At 59.5% G+C, this 16,434-nt stretch carries 12 protein-coding genes and 1 pseudogene; 2 read left to right on the plus strand and 11 right to left on the minus strand.

What is annotated here, in order from left to right; genetic code table 11:
- Positions 1-10: 10 nt before the first annotated feature.
- The 5 genes and pseudogenes from B9Y51_RS09925 to B9Y51_RS09945 all read right to left on the minus strand — a co-directional run.
- On the minus strand, positions 11-3,388 hold the full coding sequence (locus B9Y51_RS09925; RefSeq protein WP_085529555.1) for a DNA polymerase III subunit alpha: 3,378 nt from the start codon (positions 3,386-3,388) through the stop codon (positions 11-13).
- A gap of 84 nt (positions 3,389-3,472) precedes the next feature.
- Entirely contained in the window at positions 3,473-4,396 is a 924-nt protein-coding gene (locus tag B9Y51_RS09930; protein WP_085529556.1) for a fumarylacetoacetate hydrolase family protein, read from the minus strand.
- Positions 4,397-4,435: 39 nt separating this feature from the next.
- Positions 4,436-4,732, minus strand: a complete 297-nt coding sequence (locus tag B9Y51_RS09935; RefSeq protein WP_143468042.1) for a hypothetical protein — start codon at positions 4,730-4,732, stop codon at positions 4,436-4,438.
- A gap of 662 nt (positions 4,733-5,394) precedes the next feature.
- Complete coding sequence (locus B9Y51_RS09940) at positions 5,395-6,594, minus strand: TerC family protein (protein ID WP_048678437.1); 1,200 nt, start codon at positions 6,592-6,594, stop codon at positions 5,395-5,397.
- A gap of 215 nt (positions 6,595-6,809) precedes the next feature.
- Positions 6,810-7,805: pseudogene (locus B9Y51_RS09945) on the minus strand (TerC family protein); the annotation flags it as partial.
- A 259-nt stretch (positions 7,806-8,064) separates the two neighbouring features.
- Between B9Y51_RS09945 and B9Y51_RS09950 the strand changes: the two are divergent.
- Entirely contained in the window at positions 8,065-8,337 is a 273-nt protein-coding gene (locus B9Y51_RS09950; RefSeq protein WP_048678439.1) for a hypothetical protein, read from the plus strand.
- 65 nt (positions 8,338-8,402) lie between these two features.
- Here the strand turns inward: B9Y51_RS09950 and B9Y51_RS09955 are convergent, their stop codons facing one another.
- The 3 genes from B9Y51_RS09955 to B9Y51_RS09965 form a co-directional block, all read right to left on the minus strand.
- Positions 8,403-9,434: an LLM class flavin-dependent oxidoreductase gene (locus B9Y51_RS09955; protein ID WP_048678442.1), complete on the minus strand. Its 1,032-nt coding sequence runs from the start codon at positions 9,432-9,434 to the stop codon at positions 8,403-8,405.
- A 45-nt stretch (positions 9,435-9,479) separates the two neighbouring features.
- The gene (locus B9Y51_RS09960; RefSeq protein WP_085529558.1) at positions 9,480-11,114 is read right to left on the minus strand and encodes a long-chain-fatty-acid--CoA ligase; all 1,635 of its coding nucleotides are present in this window, start codon (positions 11,112-11,114) and stop codon (positions 9,480-9,482) included.
- Positions 11,115-11,212: 98 nt separating this feature from the next.
- Positions 11,213-11,617 carry a winged helix-turn-helix transcriptional regulator gene (locus B9Y51_RS09965; protein WP_173834751.1) on the minus strand — a complete coding sequence of 135 codons (405 nt, stop codon included), beginning with the start codon at positions 11,615-11,617 and terminating at the stop codon, positions 11,213-11,215.
- Between the two features lie 97 nt (positions 11,618-11,714).
- Here B9Y51_RS09965 and B9Y51_RS09970 point away from each other — a divergent pair, with 97 nt between their 5' ends.
- Entirely contained in the window at positions 11,715-12,320 is a 606-nt protein-coding gene (locus B9Y51_RS09970) for an NAD(P)-dependent oxidoreductase (RefSeq protein ID WP_085529559.1), read from the plus strand.
- A gap of 123 nt (positions 12,321-12,443) precedes the next feature.
- Here B9Y51_RS09970 and uvrB read toward each other — a convergent pair whose 3' ends face one another.
- From uvrB to B9Y51_RS09985, 3 genes are all read right to left on the minus strand, one after another.
- Positions 12,444-14,588 (minus strand): excinuclease ABC subunit UvrB, encoded by a 2,145-nt coding sequence (uvrB, locus tag B9Y51_RS09975; protein ID WP_048678447.1) that lies wholly within the window; start codon positions 14,586-14,588, stop codon positions 12,444-12,446.
- A 103-nt stretch (positions 14,589-14,691) separates the two neighbouring features.
- Positions 14,692-15,651 (minus strand): D-erythronate dehydrogenase, encoded by a 960-nt coding sequence (gene denD / locus B9Y51_RS09980; protein WP_218189211.1) that lies wholly within the window; start codon positions 15,649-15,651, stop codon positions 14,692-14,694.
- Positions 15,648-16,355 carry a FadR/GntR family transcriptional regulator gene (locus tag B9Y51_RS09985; protein ID WP_048678451.1) on the minus strand — a complete coding sequence of 236 codons (708 nt, stop codon included), beginning with the start codon at positions 16,353-16,355 and terminating at the stop codon, positions 15,648-15,650. The genes denD and B9Y51_RS09985 overlap by 4 nt, the downstream gene beginning before the upstream one ends.
- Between the last annotated feature and the right edge of the window lie 79 nt (positions 16,356-16,434).

The following is a 16,434-nucleotide window of genomic DNA, read 5'->3' on the forward strand; positions in this document are numbered from 1 at the left end:
CGTGGCGATTCTACCCGGTCTCGCGGTGGGCATGGACTACTGCGGTGCTGGCCTCGGGGCCGTGGGTTCTTCTCAACGCTGTGGGGAGGTGTGCGCGAAGTTCTTCTGGGATGGGGATGTCTCCTTCGAGGACCTTGGTGAGGTCCCACGCGCGTTCTGCGGTCATGGAAATGCCGCGTGGACCGGTTCGCCGTGTGGTTCCTTTGATCAACAGCATGGGGGTGCCAAAGAGGTCAGGGCCGGAGAGCCGTTGGGCTTCGTCGAAGAAGGCGGTGTCCACGCACCCGGTGCCGTCGTCGATGGAGATGAAGACGACGCGTTGTCCGCTTTTCATGGGTGGCGTCATGGTGGAGACTCTCACACCGACAACCCATACTTCGGAGGTGTTACGCAGGTGGATCAGGTCGGCCGCTGGTGTGATGGGCCATCCCGCGAGACGGTGGCGGTATCCCGCCATGAGGTGGGCGGAGACGTCTAAGCTCAGCAGGTCGAGTTCGGTGTGCAGGGTTGCGGGGAGATCACTCGTATCGCGGTCTGGGTAGGGCGTTTCGTGGTATGCGCCGAGAGGTAGAGCCAGCTGAATGGGGACGGCGTCGGCCCCCGTGTGGTGGTGGGGTGGCAGTTCCCCGTTCCCTCCGTTCGGTGCGACGTCGCGGAACACAGCGGTATCGAGCGCTCCGACCGCGGCGAGGCGGTCCAGGGTGGGTCGGTGTGGTCGCGCCCGTTCCCGCAGGTCGGCCACCGATGTGTAGGGTGCATGGGCGATCATGCGATCCGTTTCGGCTCGACTGATTCCGGCGAGTTGTGTCAGGGGCAGGCGAATTCCCCACCGGTTCGTGCCACGGACACGTTCCACGCGGTAGTTTCGCCCGGATCTGTTGACGTCGAGCGGGAGCAGGTCGATGCCGAGCCGCCGCGCTTCTCCCAGGAGGAGCCGTTGTGGGTACATGCCGGGGTCGTGCTCGAGGATTCCGGCCATGAAGTGGGCTGGGTAGTGAGTCTTCAGCCAGGCGGACTGGTAGGTGGGGATGGCAAAGGCGGCTCCGTGCGCCTTGCAGAATCCGAAGGACCCGAAGGCCGCGAGCGCAGACCAGGTTTTCTCGATGACTTCTGGGGTGTATCCGCGGGTTCGCGCGTGTTCGCGGAAATATTGTTCCACGTCGGGTTCGGATGGTCCGCCCAGTTGTCGGCGCAGTTCGTCCGCTGAGGCCAGGTCGCACCCGGTCATGGTGCTCAGGACTTTGAGGACTTGTTCGTGGAAGACCATGACTCCCCCAGTTTCGGAAAGGTAGGGGACGAGGTCTTGCTGGATGTAATGAGGGCTGGCGAATCCGTGTCGGGATTCGAGGTAGGGGCGCACCATGTCCGATTGCATGGGGCCGGGTCGGAAGAGGGAGATGTCGATGATGAGGTCTCCGACAGTGCCGGGCTGCATCTTTCCGATCAGTTCTCGTTGGCCGGGTGATTCGATCTGGAAGCAGCCGAGGGTTTCCGTCGAACGGATGAGGTCGAAGGTGGCTTCGTCGCGGGTGTCGATAGATTCGAGGTCGGGGGCGCTTCCTTCGGTCCGCTCGATTTCTTGCAGGGTGTAAGCCATCGAGGATTGCATGCGCACGCCAAGAATATCGAGTTTGAGGAGGCCCATGGGGTCCATATCGTGTTTGTCGAATTGGCTCATGGGAAGCCCTATTCCGGAGGGTTGGACGGGTGTCCGCCGTCGGAGGGATGAGTTGGAGAGGATCACACCGCACGGGTGCATTGACAGGTGGCGTGGGAGCCGGTCGAGTCGTTCGGTGAGGTCGATGAGGAGGTTGACCCCGGGGTCCCGTGCGGCCTCGTCCTTTAGGGCGGCGAGTTCGGGTTTGGTGTCGAGGAGCTCGCGGAGTTCTCCGGCGGGTATCCGCCAGATGGTTTTGGCGATGCGGTCGGTTTGGTCGGCTGGGAGGCCTATGGCCCGGGCGGCGTCGCGGACCGCTCCGCGTGCTCGGTAGGCGTTGTGCATGGACATGAGGCTGACGCGGTGATCGCCGTAATGGTCGAAGACGGCGCGGTAGATTTCGTGGCGTCGGGCCGATTCGACGTCGATGTCGATATCGGGCAGGGTGGAGCGCTTGTCGGAGAGGAAGCGTTCGAAGACGAGGCCGTATTCGAGGGGGTCCACCACGGATATGTTCAAAAGGTAGTTGACGAGGGAAGAGACCCCCGACCCACGGGCTGCGTGGCGGATGCCTAATGATCCGATGAGCCTCGAAACGTGGGCCACGGTCAGAAAGTATGAACAGAATCCGAGGTTTTCGATAACGCGCAGTTCTCGGTCGAGGCGTTCTCGCGGAGTTTCCCAATCGGTCTCGGCGAGTCCTGGACCGTGGACCACACGGTTCGCTGCAGAACCATAGATGCGGTGTAATGCGGCGTCGCACCGGGCTCGGAGTTCCGCCGCGGGTGGGTTGGTGACGCCGGTGAGGTGCGCTTCGGGCACGGTAGGGGTTCCGTAACCCATGTCTGTGGCAGGGTCGATGGCGCACCGGTGGGCAAGTTCGGCGGTGGAGGCGAGCAGATCGGCCGAGGTGATGCCGGCGTCCGCAGCCCGGGTGATGTCCCGGGCAATTTTTTTCATCTCTGTGGGGGCTTTGAGCCACCCTTGGCCGTTGGCTTGTTGGTTTCCGGATCCCAATGATGTGAGCCCTCGGGCGGCGTCGAGGAGGTCCGCGGTGACGGCTTGATCTTCGGTGGCGTAGCGCGCGGCGTTGCTGAGGACGGCGCGGATTCCGTTCCCTGCGGCGAGGCCGAGCATGCGGGCGGCATGGGCGGTACTGCGCTGAGCTCCTGGGCGGGTGAGGTGGCTGACGAGGTGGACACGCAGACGCGAGGCCCCGACGAGTCGTTTCCAATCGTTCAACGCGGAACGCGCCATCCGGTAGCGACGGGCTGTGGCGAGGCGTCCGACGTCGGATTCCGGCCCCAGGAGTATCACGAAGTGACCTTCTCCCCCGGCGACGGCGCGCCCAAGGTCTGCCGCGGTGAGGTAGGGCCTTCCCGCCAGGGTTCGCCCTTCGGGATGTTCATAGGCTGCGTGAGCTCGGCTGACGATGTGGCAGAGGTCTCCGTATCCAGCCCCGGCGTCGTGACCTTCGGCGAGGATACTGATGCGGCCCGTGATTTTTCGGCGAGTGGGGTCCGCGAGCGCGAGATCCACTCCGATCAGGGGTTCCAGCCCGTGTTCCCTGCAGGTGCGGACGTGTTTGACGGCTCCGTAGAGACCGTCTCGGTCTGTAATGCCGAGGTGGGTTGCGCCGTGTCTGGCCGCCGCCGAGGCGAATTCTGAGGGTTCGGAGACGCCATAGTGCGCACTGAAGGCGCTGTAGGTGACCAGATGCGGGAAATTCACCCCTTAATCGAACATATGTTCGAAAATTAAGTCAAGGCCGCACCCTTGGCGTAGCGAGAGCGCCCCATGCAAGGCGCCCGACACTCACTCAGAAACGGGCCCCCACCAAGACTTTCCAGCGAAGTGATCCACCGTTTCCCCTTCCGGGCGGCAGGTATTGGTCAGCTCACCGATGCCTTCGATGCGAACCGTGACGTCATGTCCGGCCTTCAACCAAAAGCGGCGAGGCTTCTTGGACATACCCACCCCAGCAGGAGTGCCGCAGGCAATGACATCCCCAGGTTCGAGGGTCATGAAGGTGCTGAGGTAGGAGACGATTTGGGCCGGGGTGAAAATCATGTTGGCGGTGGTTCCGGACTGCATGACCTCACCATCCACGAGGCACTCGATCTGCAGCCCTGCGACGGGATCCACTTCGTTGCGCGCCACGATGTGCGGTCCGAGCGGAGTGCTGTAGTCCCAGTTCTTCCCCTGGAACCATTCGCTCGTTCGCCCCTGCCAGTCCCGCACCGAAATGTCGTTGAAGAGCGTGTATCCAGCAATGGCCGCGAGGGCCTCTTCTTCGCTCGCGCGACGCACACGGCGCCCCATGACCACGCACAGCTCGGCCTCGTAATCGATCTTGGTCGATTCTGGGGGCATCGCGATGGGGTCATCCGGCCCCACCAGTGAATTGGCATATTTGGTGAAAATGGTGGGGTACGTGGGCAATTCCGCCCCGACCTCTTCAGCATGGTCGTGATAGTTGAGGCCAACACAGAGGATTTTTCCCGGCTCCAGAGGCAAAACATCCGTTACCGACAGGGCATGGGGAATCTTTTCGACCCCAATGCTCGAATAGAATGCGGCGCGGGCCTCATCCTCCCCATGGCGAAAGAGTTCGCCGTCCAGCACACTTGCGGGTCCGACGTCTCGCAGATAGTAGCGTTTTCCCGCGACTTCGACCCAGGTATAGAGGCCGTTTTCTTTCTCCAACAGGCTCTCAACGTACGAGCGTCCCAGCTTCATTCTTGGCACCCTTCACATGACGGAAAACTCCTTATCAGGCTACAGGCTTCCCATCATTCTCCAGCTCCCCGTAGTGCGGTCCCTTTCCAACTGGAAGGTCCTGAATTCGTCTTCCGGAACAGCACGACGACGACGGCGTGCCTCTCCGGGACGCTCCACGACCACCTGCACTTGCCACATCTCTCGATCCACCAGGTGCGGGCAATGATCCTTGGGCGCACGATCCACCTCGACCCACCAGGCGCGCCGTTCATACCAGCGGATAGGGTCCGCGGCGACGCGATAGCGATGGCCGTCGACCACAACCCTCGCTGGCTGGCCCGATGTTGTGGTCATAACCTGAGTGTGCGACATGATCCCCCCTCCATGTTTCGAATATATATTCGAATCGTACGGAGGGGGACTGACAATTTAAGCCGACGAACAGAGGGGCTGGTCCCTGCACGCTCGCCCTGGCGACGGTGGCTCGTTTGGGTGGCGGTTGCCTCTGCCGGCGGTGGTGCTTACCCGATTCGGCGGTAGTGGCCCCATCCAGTGGCGGTTGCCTCGCCCCGCGGTGGCGCTTACCCGCTTCGGCGGCGGTTACCCAATTCGGAGGGGCCCACCGCTATTAGGTGACGGTTAAAGCACCACCTAATAGCGGTAGGCGCCACCAAAGGCGGGAAACCACCACCGAACGACGACGCCCAGCCACCCACCAAACGCGGGTAAACGCCACACCAATCCGGAAACCGCCACTAGATAGCCGCTTCCCGCCACACGGCCGCCAAGGGTAAGGCCACACCATCGGGTAACCCCCACTAGATGGCCGCTTACCGCCGGCCGGGAAGACGACGAACAAGAACCCCCGACGGGAAACCCCACCCAACAAGCCTCAACCTGAGATGAAGCGTCCCCTCGCACCTCGGCAAAACCCGAAATACCCCACGACGAAAAATCCGGCGGCTCCCCTTCACCCGCAGGGAAGGGAAGCCGCCGGACGTCACACAGGAGTTCGATCAGGCGCCGGAGTGTTCCTCATGGCGCCCGTGGGCACGCTCCAGTAGATCGCGGAAACGGCTCTCTGAATCGATCAGGGAATCTCTGCGCTTGCTCGGGAGAGCTCGGAGTTTCTCCTGGTACTCCACCAGCTCATCGTGCTTGGCCTGACGGCGTTCCTCTGAGGTCTCTTCCGGAAGGTCGAGGTATTCGGTTGCTGCTTTCTCCGTGCCGGTCACGATCCTCAGAGCCCGACCCTTGGGGCTAAACAAGGACAACAGAACGGTCAGGATCAGAACTCCGATAATCACGATCAAGGACATGCCGATGCTGACTTCAATCACCGGAACGGGCTGACCATCGTTAATAAAGGGAAGGTTGTTTTCGTGAAGTGCGTGAAGGATCAGCTTGACGCCAATAAACGCCAGGATCACGGAAAGACCCCATGAGAGGTAAATCAGACGGTCCAACAGTCCATCGATGAGGAAGTACAGCTGGCGCAGACCCATCAGCGAGAACGCCGTCGCCGTGAACACAATGTACGGTTCCTGGGTCAAGCCAAAGATCGCGGGGATCGAATCCAGCGCGAACAACACATCCGTACCGCCAATGGCCACCATGACGAGCAGCATAGGGGTCATGACCTTCTTGCCATTTTCCCAGGTGAAGAGCTTGTCGCCGTCGTATTCGTCGCTGGTGTGCATGAAGCGCTTGGCCAGCCTCACGACGACGTTATTCGCTTCGTCCTTCTCCTCGCCGTTGGACACCTCACCCTTGATGAGGTTGCCAGCGGTCAGCAGCAGGATCAGCCCGAAGATGTAGAAAACCCACGCCCACGCGTTGATGGCAGCGGCACCCACGAAAATAAACGCCGTACGTGCCACCAGCGCGAAAATAATGCCGAAGAGCAAGACCTTCTGCTGATCAGCACGGGGCACTTTAAAGGACGCCATGATGATCAGGAAGACGAACAAATTATCCACCGAGAGCGCCTTCTCGGTGATGTACCCGCCGTAGTATTCGGCGGCAAATTGCCCGCCGTCGAACCCCAAAATCACTAGGCCGAAGAGAAGGGCGATGCCCACGTACACGGCCGACCACACGGCGGCCTCTTTGATCGTGGGTTCGTGCGCCTTACGCACATGGAAGATGAAATCGTAGGCCAACAGGCCCAAGATCACCACGAGGGTCACGATCCATTGAATAAGGGGAATTTCCATCGAAGGGCTCCTGTGAGTCGACAAACTGCACAAGTCTCTCCCCCACGCGGCGGGAACAGGTCCCGAGACACAGCGTGGATCGTGCCCGGCCAGGCATCGGCGCCTGACGTATTGACGTGCACGAAATCGAGGGATACTCCCTTGCTATAGCATCCCAGCCTACGGGACCTCGCGACGTCCGTCCACGTCAGGCGCCTCACGGCGACCTATTTTTCCGAGGAATTCGCCTCTCGGAGCTCGCGACCCTTGGGTGACAGCAGCGAAGCGGCCACGGTGATCGCCAAGATGCCCACGATGACCACCAGTGAGAGCATCGTCGAAATCTCCACGACGGGCACGGGATGACCCCCGTTGATGAAAGGAAGGCTGTTTTCGTGCAGGGCGTGCAGGATCAGCTTGACACCGATGAACCCGAGAATAGCGGCGAGTCCCCACGACAAGTAGATCAGGCGGTCCAGCATCCCATCGATCAGGAAGTACAACTGGCGCAGACCCATCAATGAAAAGGCCGTGGCGGTGAAGACAATATAAGTCTCCTGGGTAAGGCCGAAGATTGCCGGAATCGAGTCAAGAGCAAACATGATGTCGGTCAGGCCGATGGCCACCATGACCAACAGCATGGGAGTCATGACCTTTTTGCCGTTCTCCCGCGTGAACAGCTTGTCGCCGTCGTACTGATCGGTCGTCTTGAGGAACCTCTTAGCCAGGCGAACCATCACGTTATTCGCCTCATCATCGCCGCTCTCGGCGTCGTGGACTTCATCCTTAACGAGCTTGCCGGCCGTGTACACCAGGAATAAACCAAACACGTAAAACAGCGCAGCCCACCGGTTGATGGCCGCCGCGCCCACGAAAATAAACAGGGTTCTCGCGAGAAGCGCCACGACGATGCCGAAGAGCAAAACCTTCTGCTGATCAGCACGTGGCACCTTGAAGGACGCCATGATGATCAGAAAGACGAAGAGGTTATCGACCGAAAGGGCCTGCTCGGTGATGAACCCGGCGTAATACTGCACCGCGACGTCGCCACCATCCCAGATGAGAATGAAGAGACCGAACAGCAACGCGATGGTCACATAGAAGGACGTCCACAGGGCCGCTTCTTTGATCGTCGGCTCGTGAGGCTTACGCACGTGAAAAATAAAGTCATACGCAAGCAATGCCAGGATTATCACGATCGTGACGATCCATTGAGTGATGGAGACCTCCACCGGCCCTCCTTGTGGGTATCAAGAACCGCACAAGTCTCTCCCATCGCCTCCGCATGCGGCGCGACCCCGTGCCCGGCCAGGCATCGGCGCCTGACGTGCTGACGTTCACAGGTCGAAGGGGATACTCCCTTGCTCAGGGAGAAACTCTACCGCCATCCGATTCAGGAGGTGACCGCCGGAGCTGGACGAAGCTATCGATCTCATTAGGTAAGCTACTCATCGAGGCCACTAATCGACGCCGAGAAAAGGACGTATAACCATGACCACCGCCTGGACCCGAGCACGGTCGTACATTTTCGGAGCCATCTTCATGGCCGGAGCCGCGTTCTTTATCTGGAGCATTCCGTCTGACGGACGTGTCGGCGAGTTCGTCGACTGGGCCATCGGATTTTGCCTGGTCTGCGCCGTACTTCTGGTGATCACCGGAATCTTCGCCGCTTCCAAGCGCTCCCAGCGGGAAATTGAGGAAATGGGAGAAATGCAGGCGCTAGAGGGATCCCACGCCCCGAATCGCGCGAAGATCTCCCAGTAAATCGTTCAACAGACGCCCCCGGCTTGAGATGAAGCCGGGGGCGTTTTTGTATATCCGGCCGAAGGTTATCTTTCGCCGGCCGGTCGCCACCCCAATGCGGGGCCAATGCGGTTCGCACATTGCTCGAGAATATGACGCCAGTCCGAAGGTTCGAGCTCAAACGGCAATTCGACGATGAATTCGTCCACCAGGTTGAAGGACGGATCGCCCAAAAGACCTTCAACAATGTCCTCGGTACTCCCGATTCGATCCGGTGCGATGATGGTCTTCTCTCCCAAAATCTTTGCGGTTCGCGGCGTTCTCCGCGCAACATACTCTTCGTATCGAACCTTCTGCTCCGGCGAAGTCTCGTCGGTCGGAACCACGACCCGAGCTTGAGCCGCTATTCCGGAGCGCCGTTCGGCCAACGCACTCCGGTATTCACGGATGACGGCCGCCTGAGCCTCGTCGAAATCGCGAATGCCATTTTCCGTTGAACCGATATTGCTCACCAAGAGACCGAGCCCGCTTTGCCCAGCCCACCTGGCCGAACGCAAAGACCCGGCCCCGTATGAAAGCCGATCCGCCAGCCCTGGACTCAGGGGCTGAACAGTTTCGGAGTCAAAGTCGCCACCAAATCCTTGATACTCCCCAAGATCTCGAACTTTTTCTCCCCGCAAGAGCGAGACAAGCCGGTGAATCCTGTCATATCCGTAATCCTCATAACGCCAGCCCGGACCGAAAACCACGTCTTTGACGTCGTCGTCAAAAGAAGGCGGGTGGACGCTCAAGCCGGGTCGCAGGCGCCCGCCGCTGAGGAGGTCAGCCACGCCGAGATCCTCAGCGAGGCTCAGGGGATTTTCGAACTCCATCGGAATGACGGCATTACCGAGTTGAATCCGCTCGGTCGCCTGGGAAAGAGCGCCCAGCATCACCCCAGGGGCCGTGACGCCGTATTGCATATGGCGAGTTCGAAGCCAGCCCGAGTCAAAACCCAAGAATTCGGCATAGCGGAACAGGTCGATGGCGTCCCTCAAGCCGGTTCCTGGATCATCGGCCGAAAAGGGCGCGATGTGCAAGAATCCGAGACGTTTCAGGGAACGTGGTTCAACGGGCACAGGGGTACCTCCATCTCAGGAAAGGAAGCCGGCCGCCTCACGGGATCATCCCGCGTGGTCGGTGCGAAGCTTCTTCTTGTTGAGCTTACCGACCGAGGTGCGCGGCAACTGGTCCATCACAACGATCCTTTCGGGAAGCTGCCACTTCGCAAATCGAGCTCGGAGCGTGCTCAGTACCGCTTCGTCGTCGATCGCCTCCCCCTCGCGTGCCACGACGTACGCCACCGGACGCTCGTCCCATTTTTCATCGGGGACGCCGATCACCGCGGCTTCTGCTATGCGCGGGTTATCCAATATCGCGTTTTCCATGTCGATCGAGGAGATCCATTCGCCGCCAGACTTGATGACATCCTTCAACCTGTCCGTGAGCTTTAAGTACCCGTTTTCGTCGATGACGCCGACGTCGCCCGACCGCCACCAACCGTCGTCGAAGGCATCCGCCGTTTCCGGACGGTCGAAATATTCCTGGGTGATAAATGGTCCCTTGTAGTAGATCTCTCCCGCCGATTGGCCGTCATGAGGCTGTTCTTGCCCGTCAACAGAAACCACTTTGATGTCCACACCGGCACTCGGAAGTCCCTGCGACCTCTTCAAGTCCCACTTTTCGTCCTCGGTCAAATGATTCAAGCTCGACTTTAGATTCCAGTTAATCGAGACGATGGGCGAGGTTTCGGATGCCCCATATCCGTGCACGATGTCCACGTTGGCCACGTCCCGGAATCCCTTCATGAGGGACAGCGCGGGCTCGGATCCAGCGACGACGACGCGTAGACCCGTGAGATCGGCTTGAGGCTCCTCCGACCGGAAATATTCCAGGAGCGGAGTCCAGATCGCCGGGGCACCATTCGAAATGGTCACCCCTTCATTCACTAGGAATTCGGCGAGGTCCTTCACCTTCCCGGCCGAGTATTGGCCCGGCATCACCAGCTTGGCGCCCGCCAAAACCGCAGAATGGACGAATCCCCACGACATGACGTGAAACATGGGAGTCACCGGCATCAGACAATCCCGGTGATTAAAGCTCAGCGAGGTGTGCAACGCCCACGCGTGCAAATACACCGATCGGTGAGAGTAAAAGATCCCTTTAGGCCGCCCCGTCGTCCCGGTGGTATAGCCCGCATAGGCGGCGGTGCGTTCGTCGACCACCTGCCAGTCGTACTCAGTCTCAGGCTGTCGGGCTATCTCATCCTCGAGATACACGGGATTCGGCAAATGCGTCGCAGGCCGCGCACCACCACGATCCGACACGATGATCCACCCTTGGATTGATTCCACGTCGTCGAGAGATTCCACGATCGGCATCAAGGACTCGTCCACCACGATCCAGCGAGCTCCGGAATGGCGCACCACGTAGCCGAGATCCTCGCGGGAGAGCTTGGCGTTCAGCTGAAGATGAGTCGCCGCCAGACCTGGGATGGCGAAGTACAACTCCATGTGGCGTCGGGAATTCCAGTCCAAAACACCCACGACATCGCCGGCCTCCACCCCAAGAGACTCCAGCGCTCGAGCCATCTGGTTGACCCGTGTCCATTCGGTGGCGTAATTCGACCGGCAGATCCGCCCCTCGGAATCTCGATACACCACTTCCGTCTCGGGATAGGTGCGAGCCGCGTGTCGAAGCATCGTGGTCACATTGAGCTGATACGTATCGCCTGTGGTGGACGGATGGCCGGTCAACATGCAGAACTCCCTTGAATAACGAGTGGACACAAGGTCAAAATGTGTCGCAGATCTCATAGTACGGAGTTATGCCAGAGGGGTCGACGTGCGACATCGTCTTACACCTGAATCGTTGAGTCGTGAGCGGCCCGCGATTCCAAAACCGCCACGGCATGCTCTTCGGCCCAGATTCGCAAGGCCCGAATTGGCTCCGCCAAACTACGCCCCACGGCCGTCAACTCGTAGTCAACTCGGGGCGGGACCGTACCCGTGACATGGCGCACCACGAATCCGTCGCGCTCCATGGATCGAAGGGTCTGAGTCAAAACCTTCGGGGTGACACCTCCAACCCTTCCACGAAGTTCCGTGAATCGGAGTGGCCCGTCGTTCAAGCTCGTGACAATCAGCGGCGTCCACCGATCGGTCACGTGCCGAAGAACCGTGCGAGACGGGCAACGAGGATCCATGACGTCAAAGGGCCCCTGGGGTTCGGACGCGATTGCGCCGTGAGATGACATCGACATTTTCTCCTTAGTTTCCTTGAGGTACCTAATATCTAATAGATACTATGCACAACAGACGATCCGCAACCGCGGACCCAGTACGACAGAGGAGATCGACATGAAAATTGCAGTCATTGGAGCCACCGGCATGATTGGTTCGCGGGCCGTAGCGGAAGCTGCCCGCCGTGGACATACGGTGGATGCGTATTCCCGTAGCGGACGCCTTCCCGAAGTTGCGACGGAAGCGTTCTCACTGGATACGGCAGATACACAAAAGACCGTCGACGTCATCGCGGACCATGACTTTACGATTCTGACGGTCGTCAATGGTCGCACCGGCGACTTTGCCACCGATATCGAGAATCACCGCGCGCTGATCGCGGCCCGCCCTCGGGGCCGATTCCTCGTCGTCGGGGGCGCTGGAGCACTTCAGGCTGACGAGCACACCATGCTCAAGGACACCGAAGGCTTCCCCGCCGAGTACAAGATCGAAGCAGATTCCTTCGCCCAGATTTATCTGGACTATGTCGATTCCGAGGGACTCGAGTGGTCGATGCTGGCCCCGGCCCCCGTCATCGCGCCCGGCGAACGCACCGGCCAGTACACGGTTGCGCTAGACGTTCCGGCAGGCGATTCGGTTTCCGCGGAAGACTTTGCCGTCGCGCTGATCGACGAAGCCGAAATGAACGAACACACCGGCAAGCGGTTCACCGTAGCAAACTAACCGCCACCGGACGCCACGAGGGCCCGATCAACATGATCGGGCCCTCGCCATGTTCACACCCTGGTTTCGTCGCGGCGTCCCGCAAGAACTCACCAGAGACGAACGTGCGGCCGGTCGCGGAGACTAGGCGTGACCCGCCTGTTGCATCTGGCGCAGTTCCTTCTTGAGGTCCGAGACTTCATCACGGAGACGCGCCGCCAATTCGAACTGGAGCTCCGCCGCGGCGTTGCGCATTTGCTCGGTCATCTGCTCGATGAGATCCCGGAGGTCCTCGGCTGGAGCCGCTGCCAGTCCGTCCTCGCGAATCTTCGCGCTGGCCGCCAAGGTTGCGTTGTCAGCGGCGTCGTCGGACTTCCCCTTCTTGCCTTTACCAGCAACGGGCGCAGTGTGATTATTTGCGGCCGCACGCTGAGCCAAGAGCTCTTTGGTGTCCTCATCTTCGCGGGCGATCAGGTCGGTGATATCAGCAATTTTCTTGCGCAACGGCGTCGGGTCGATGCCGTTCTCCTTGTTGTACGCGATTTGAATCTCACGACGCCGGTTGGTCTCGTCGATCGCGGTCTTCATGGAGTCGGTGACCTTGTCCGCATACATGTGCACTTGGCCGGAAACGTTACGGGCCGCGCGTCCAATGGTCTGGATCAACGACGTCGTCGAGCGAAGGAATCCCTCCTTGTCGGCGTCCAAAATGGCGACCAGGGACACCTCTGGGAGGTCCAAGCCTTCGCGTAGCAGATTGATGCCCACGAGGACGTCGAACTCGCCCAACCGAAGTGATCGCAACAGCTCTACACGCTTCAGGGTGTCGACGTCGGAGTGCAGATATTGGACCTTCACACCGTGCTCGACGAGGTAGTCCGTCAGATCCTCGGCCATCCGCTTGGTCAAGGTCGTCACGAGCACGCGTTCGTCGCGTTGTGCCCGCTGATTAATCTCGTCCAAGAGGTCGTCGATTTGTCCCTGAGTCGGCTTGACCACCACTTCCGGATCCACGAGACCCGTGGGGCGAATGATCTGTTCGACGTAACCGTCGGCCTGCGACAGCTCGTATTTTCCAGGAGTTGCAGACATATACACGGTTTGCCCGATGCGTTCGAGGAATTCGTCCCATTTCAATGGACGGTTGTCCATCGCGGAAGGCAACCGGAACCCATGCTCCACGAGCGTCCGCTTACGCGACATGTCCCCCTCATACATGCCACCGATCTGCGGAATCGTCACGTGCGACTCGTCCACGATCAGCATGAAATCGTCCGGGAAATAATCCAGCAAACAGTGCGGCGCCGATCCAGCCTCACGGCCATCAATATGCCGTGAGTAATTCTCAATACCGTTGCAGAATCCCATCTGCTCCATCATTTCCAGATCGTACGTGGTACGCATCCGAAGACGTTGGGCCTCGACGAGTTTATTCTGCTCTTCCAATTCCTTGAGACGTTCGCCCAATTCATGGTTGATGGAATCCACCGCACGGGCCATGCGCTCGGCACCAGCCACATAGTGCGACGCCGGGAATACGTACATCTCGTTCTCTTCCCGGATGACTTCGCCGGTTAATGGGTGGAGGGTGTAAATCGATTCGATCTCATCGCCGAAGAATTCGATGCGAATCGCGTTTTCCTCGTACATCGGAATGATTTCGACGGTATCCCCGCGGACGCGGAAGGTGCCCCGGTGAAAGTCCACGTCGTTGCGCGCATACTGCATGTTCACAAATTGGCGGAGGAGCTCGTCACGGTCCATTTCTTCGCCCTGTTTTAGCGTCACCATCTGGGCGACGTACTCTTCAGGCGTGCCGAGGCCGTAAATGCACGAGACCGTGGAGACCACGACGACGTCGCGCCTGGTCAGCAACGCGTTGGTGGCTGAGTGGCGCAACCGTTCCACTTCTTCGTTGACCGACGAGTCCTTTTCGATAAAGGTATCGGTCTGCGGGACGTATGCCTCAGGCTGGTAGTAGTCGTAATAGGAGACGAAGTATTCCACCGCGTTATTCGGCAGCAGCTCACGCAACTCGTTGGCCAGCTGAGCAGCCAAGGTCTTGTTTTGAACCATCACCAGAGTGGGGCGCTGGACCGATTCCACCAGCCACGCGGCCGTCGCCGATTTACCGGTACCGGTGGCGCCCAACAGGACGATGTCCTTCTCGCCGCCTTCAACCCTCTCGGTGAGTTCGGCTATGGCCTTCGGCTGATCGCCGGCGGGCTTGTACTCGGAAATGACTTCAAATGGGGCGACGACGCGGTGGATCTCCTGTGCCAGACTCATAAACCCAGGCTACCGCTATTCGCACGAATGTTCGATCGTTCGCGCCGACGGCGAACCACCCCTATCCCTGGCCCGAAAAGTGATGCGCCGGTGGGTTGACGCATCACGCTACAAACTCATCCCTAAATTGCCGAACGATGTCGTCAAAGGATGCGTCTCGCATGAAGCCGAGCTCGAGCATCCGGTCCACCGCAAACTCGCCCGGCCATGAGCAAACGATCTCCATGACCGCCGGGTCTTGGCGATCGGTGACGAGCTCACGAGCCTCGGGTCCTCCTACCGCCTCGAGGGACGCCAGCATATCTTCTACCGTGACAGATATCCCCGGAATGTTCATTCCACGCCAAGAGCCAATTTTTTGACCATCAATCTCGAGGGCATGTACTAGATTAGCCACCGCCATATTCGGCGACGAAAGCCACATCCGGGTCTCGTGCGGTACGGGGCATTCCGAGGCGATTCCGGAGAGCGGTTCCCGAATAATCCCTGAGGCAAAGGAGGAAGCAGCCGAGTTGGGCTTTCCGGGACGAACCGAAATAGTGGGAAGACGGCAAATACGCGCATCCACAAAACCTTTTCGTGAATACTCATTGACGAGCAATTCGCCCACAGCCTTCAACGCCCCATACGTTGAGTCGGGCTGCTCCGCCCAGTTTTCCTCCACGATTCGGGGCACTGAGCCTCCGAAGACCGCCAGTGAACTCGTGAAAATAAACCGCGGCGAATTGCCGGCATGGCGGACCGCTTCCAGGAGGGCTCTCGTCCCGTCCAGATTGACCGCCATGGCCTGATCGAAATTTTCCGCCGATCCGCCCGAGAGCACCGCTGCCAGGTGGAATACGGCGACGGTATCGTTTCCGACCACCTCGGTCAGGATCTCAGGATCTGCAAGATTCCCCACGACCGATTGCACCCTGGGATCGTGGCTTCGGTTCTCGGCCAGGTCCAAGGAAACCACCTTGTCAAAGGAAATACCGAAGTCACCGGCGTCTTTGCGACGCAAGAGCTCATCGATGACGCGGCTGCCCAGGAATCCAGCTCCTCCCGTGACGATAATTTTCATGATGTCTCCTCTCGTACGGCCCCTAATGTCTGCGTCATATGCGAGCGCATGGCTTCGCGGGAGCCTTCGGTATCGCGTTGTTCAAGGCGGTTCAAAATTTCCGTGTGCCACGCGATGGCTTCTCGACGCACCTTGCGGGTGGCAGAGGTCTTCAAGCGAACGGCCTGAAGCACCTCTTCGAGTGGCCGATAGGTGGCAGATAGGTATTCATTCGAGGCGGCGTCAATGATGATGCGGTGGAAGGAGATATCAGCCTCAACGGCCCGGGGAATATCAGGCTCCGACTCAACGCTCTCCGCGGCGATCATGATCTCAAGCTGCTCTCGCATGAGCGCAAGCTGCTGGGATGAAATACGTTGGGCGGCGAGTTCCGCCGCGCCGATCTCAAGGATGTGCCGAACCTCCGTGAGCTGTTCGATCAGGTTTTGGCTTTCGCCTCGGAGGCTGCCTCGGAGCTTCATCAGATCGGCGTCTAATAGATCCCACTGTTCGGCAGGGGCGACTCTATTGCGTTTACCGTGGCGGACTTCGATAACGCCTCGACTCGCAAGGGCCTTAATCGATTCCCTGATGGTCAACCGTGAGACGTCGTATTCTTCTGCAAGCTGCCCTTCTGATGGAAGCTCGTCCCCTATGCCGTAAGCGCCCTGCCCAATTTTCTCCAGGAGTAACCGACTTATGCGGTCGGCAAGACTCTTGGTCATCCTTGTCTCCTCACCAGGACGTCATCATGTGATCTGGTTGACAGTATGCCACCCATAGCTACACTTGTCAGATATCTGA

This window comes from Kocuria massiliensis (assembly GCF_900169715.1).
Taxonomy (GTDB): domain Bacteria; phylum Actinomycetota; class Actinomycetes; order Actinomycetales; family Micrococcaceae; genus Rothia; species Rothia massiliensis.

Bases quoted from the DNA above. Each gene is read 5' to 3' on its own strand.
- denD (WP_218189211.1), bottom strand. From the start codon at position 15,651: ATGAAAATTATCGTCACGGGAGGAGCTGGATTCCTGGGCAGCCGCGTC.
- B9Y51_RS09940 (WP_048678437.1), bottom strand. From the start codon at position 6,594: ATGGAAATTCCCCTTATTCAATGGATCGTGACCCTCGTGGTGATCTTG.
- B9Y51_RS09960 (WP_085529558.1), bottom strand. From the start codon at position 11,114: ATGTTGACCGGCCATCCGTCCACCACAGGCGATACGTATCAGCTCAAT.
- uvrB (WP_048678447.1), bottom strand. From the start codon at position 14,588: ATGAGTCTGGCACAGGAGATCCACCGCGTCGTCGCCCCATTTGAAGTC.
- B9Y51_RS09965 (WP_173834751.1), bottom strand. From the start codon at position 11,617: ATGTCGATGTCATCTCACGGCGCAATCGCGTCCGAACCCCAGGGGCCC.
- B9Y51_RS09985 (WP_048678451.1), bottom strand. From the start codon at position 16,355: ATGACCAAGAGTCTTGCCGACCGCATAAGTCGGTTACTCCTGGAGAAA.
- B9Y51_RS09935 (WP_143468042.1), bottom strand. From the start codon at position 4,732: ATGACCACAACATCGGGCCAGCCAGCGAGGGTTGTGGTCGACGGCCAT.
- B9Y51_RS09970 (WP_085529559.1), top strand. From the start codon at position 11,715: ATGAAAATTGCAGTCATTGGAGCCACCGGCATGATTGGTTCGCGGGCC.
- B9Y51_RS09950 (WP_048678439.1), top strand. From the start codon at position 8,065: ATGACCACCGCCTGGACCCGAGCACGGTCGTACATTTTCGGAGCCATC.
- B9Y51_RS09930 (WP_085529556.1), bottom strand. From the start codon at position 4,396: ATGAAGCTGGGACGCTCGTACGTTGAGAGCCTGTTGGAGAAAGAAAAC.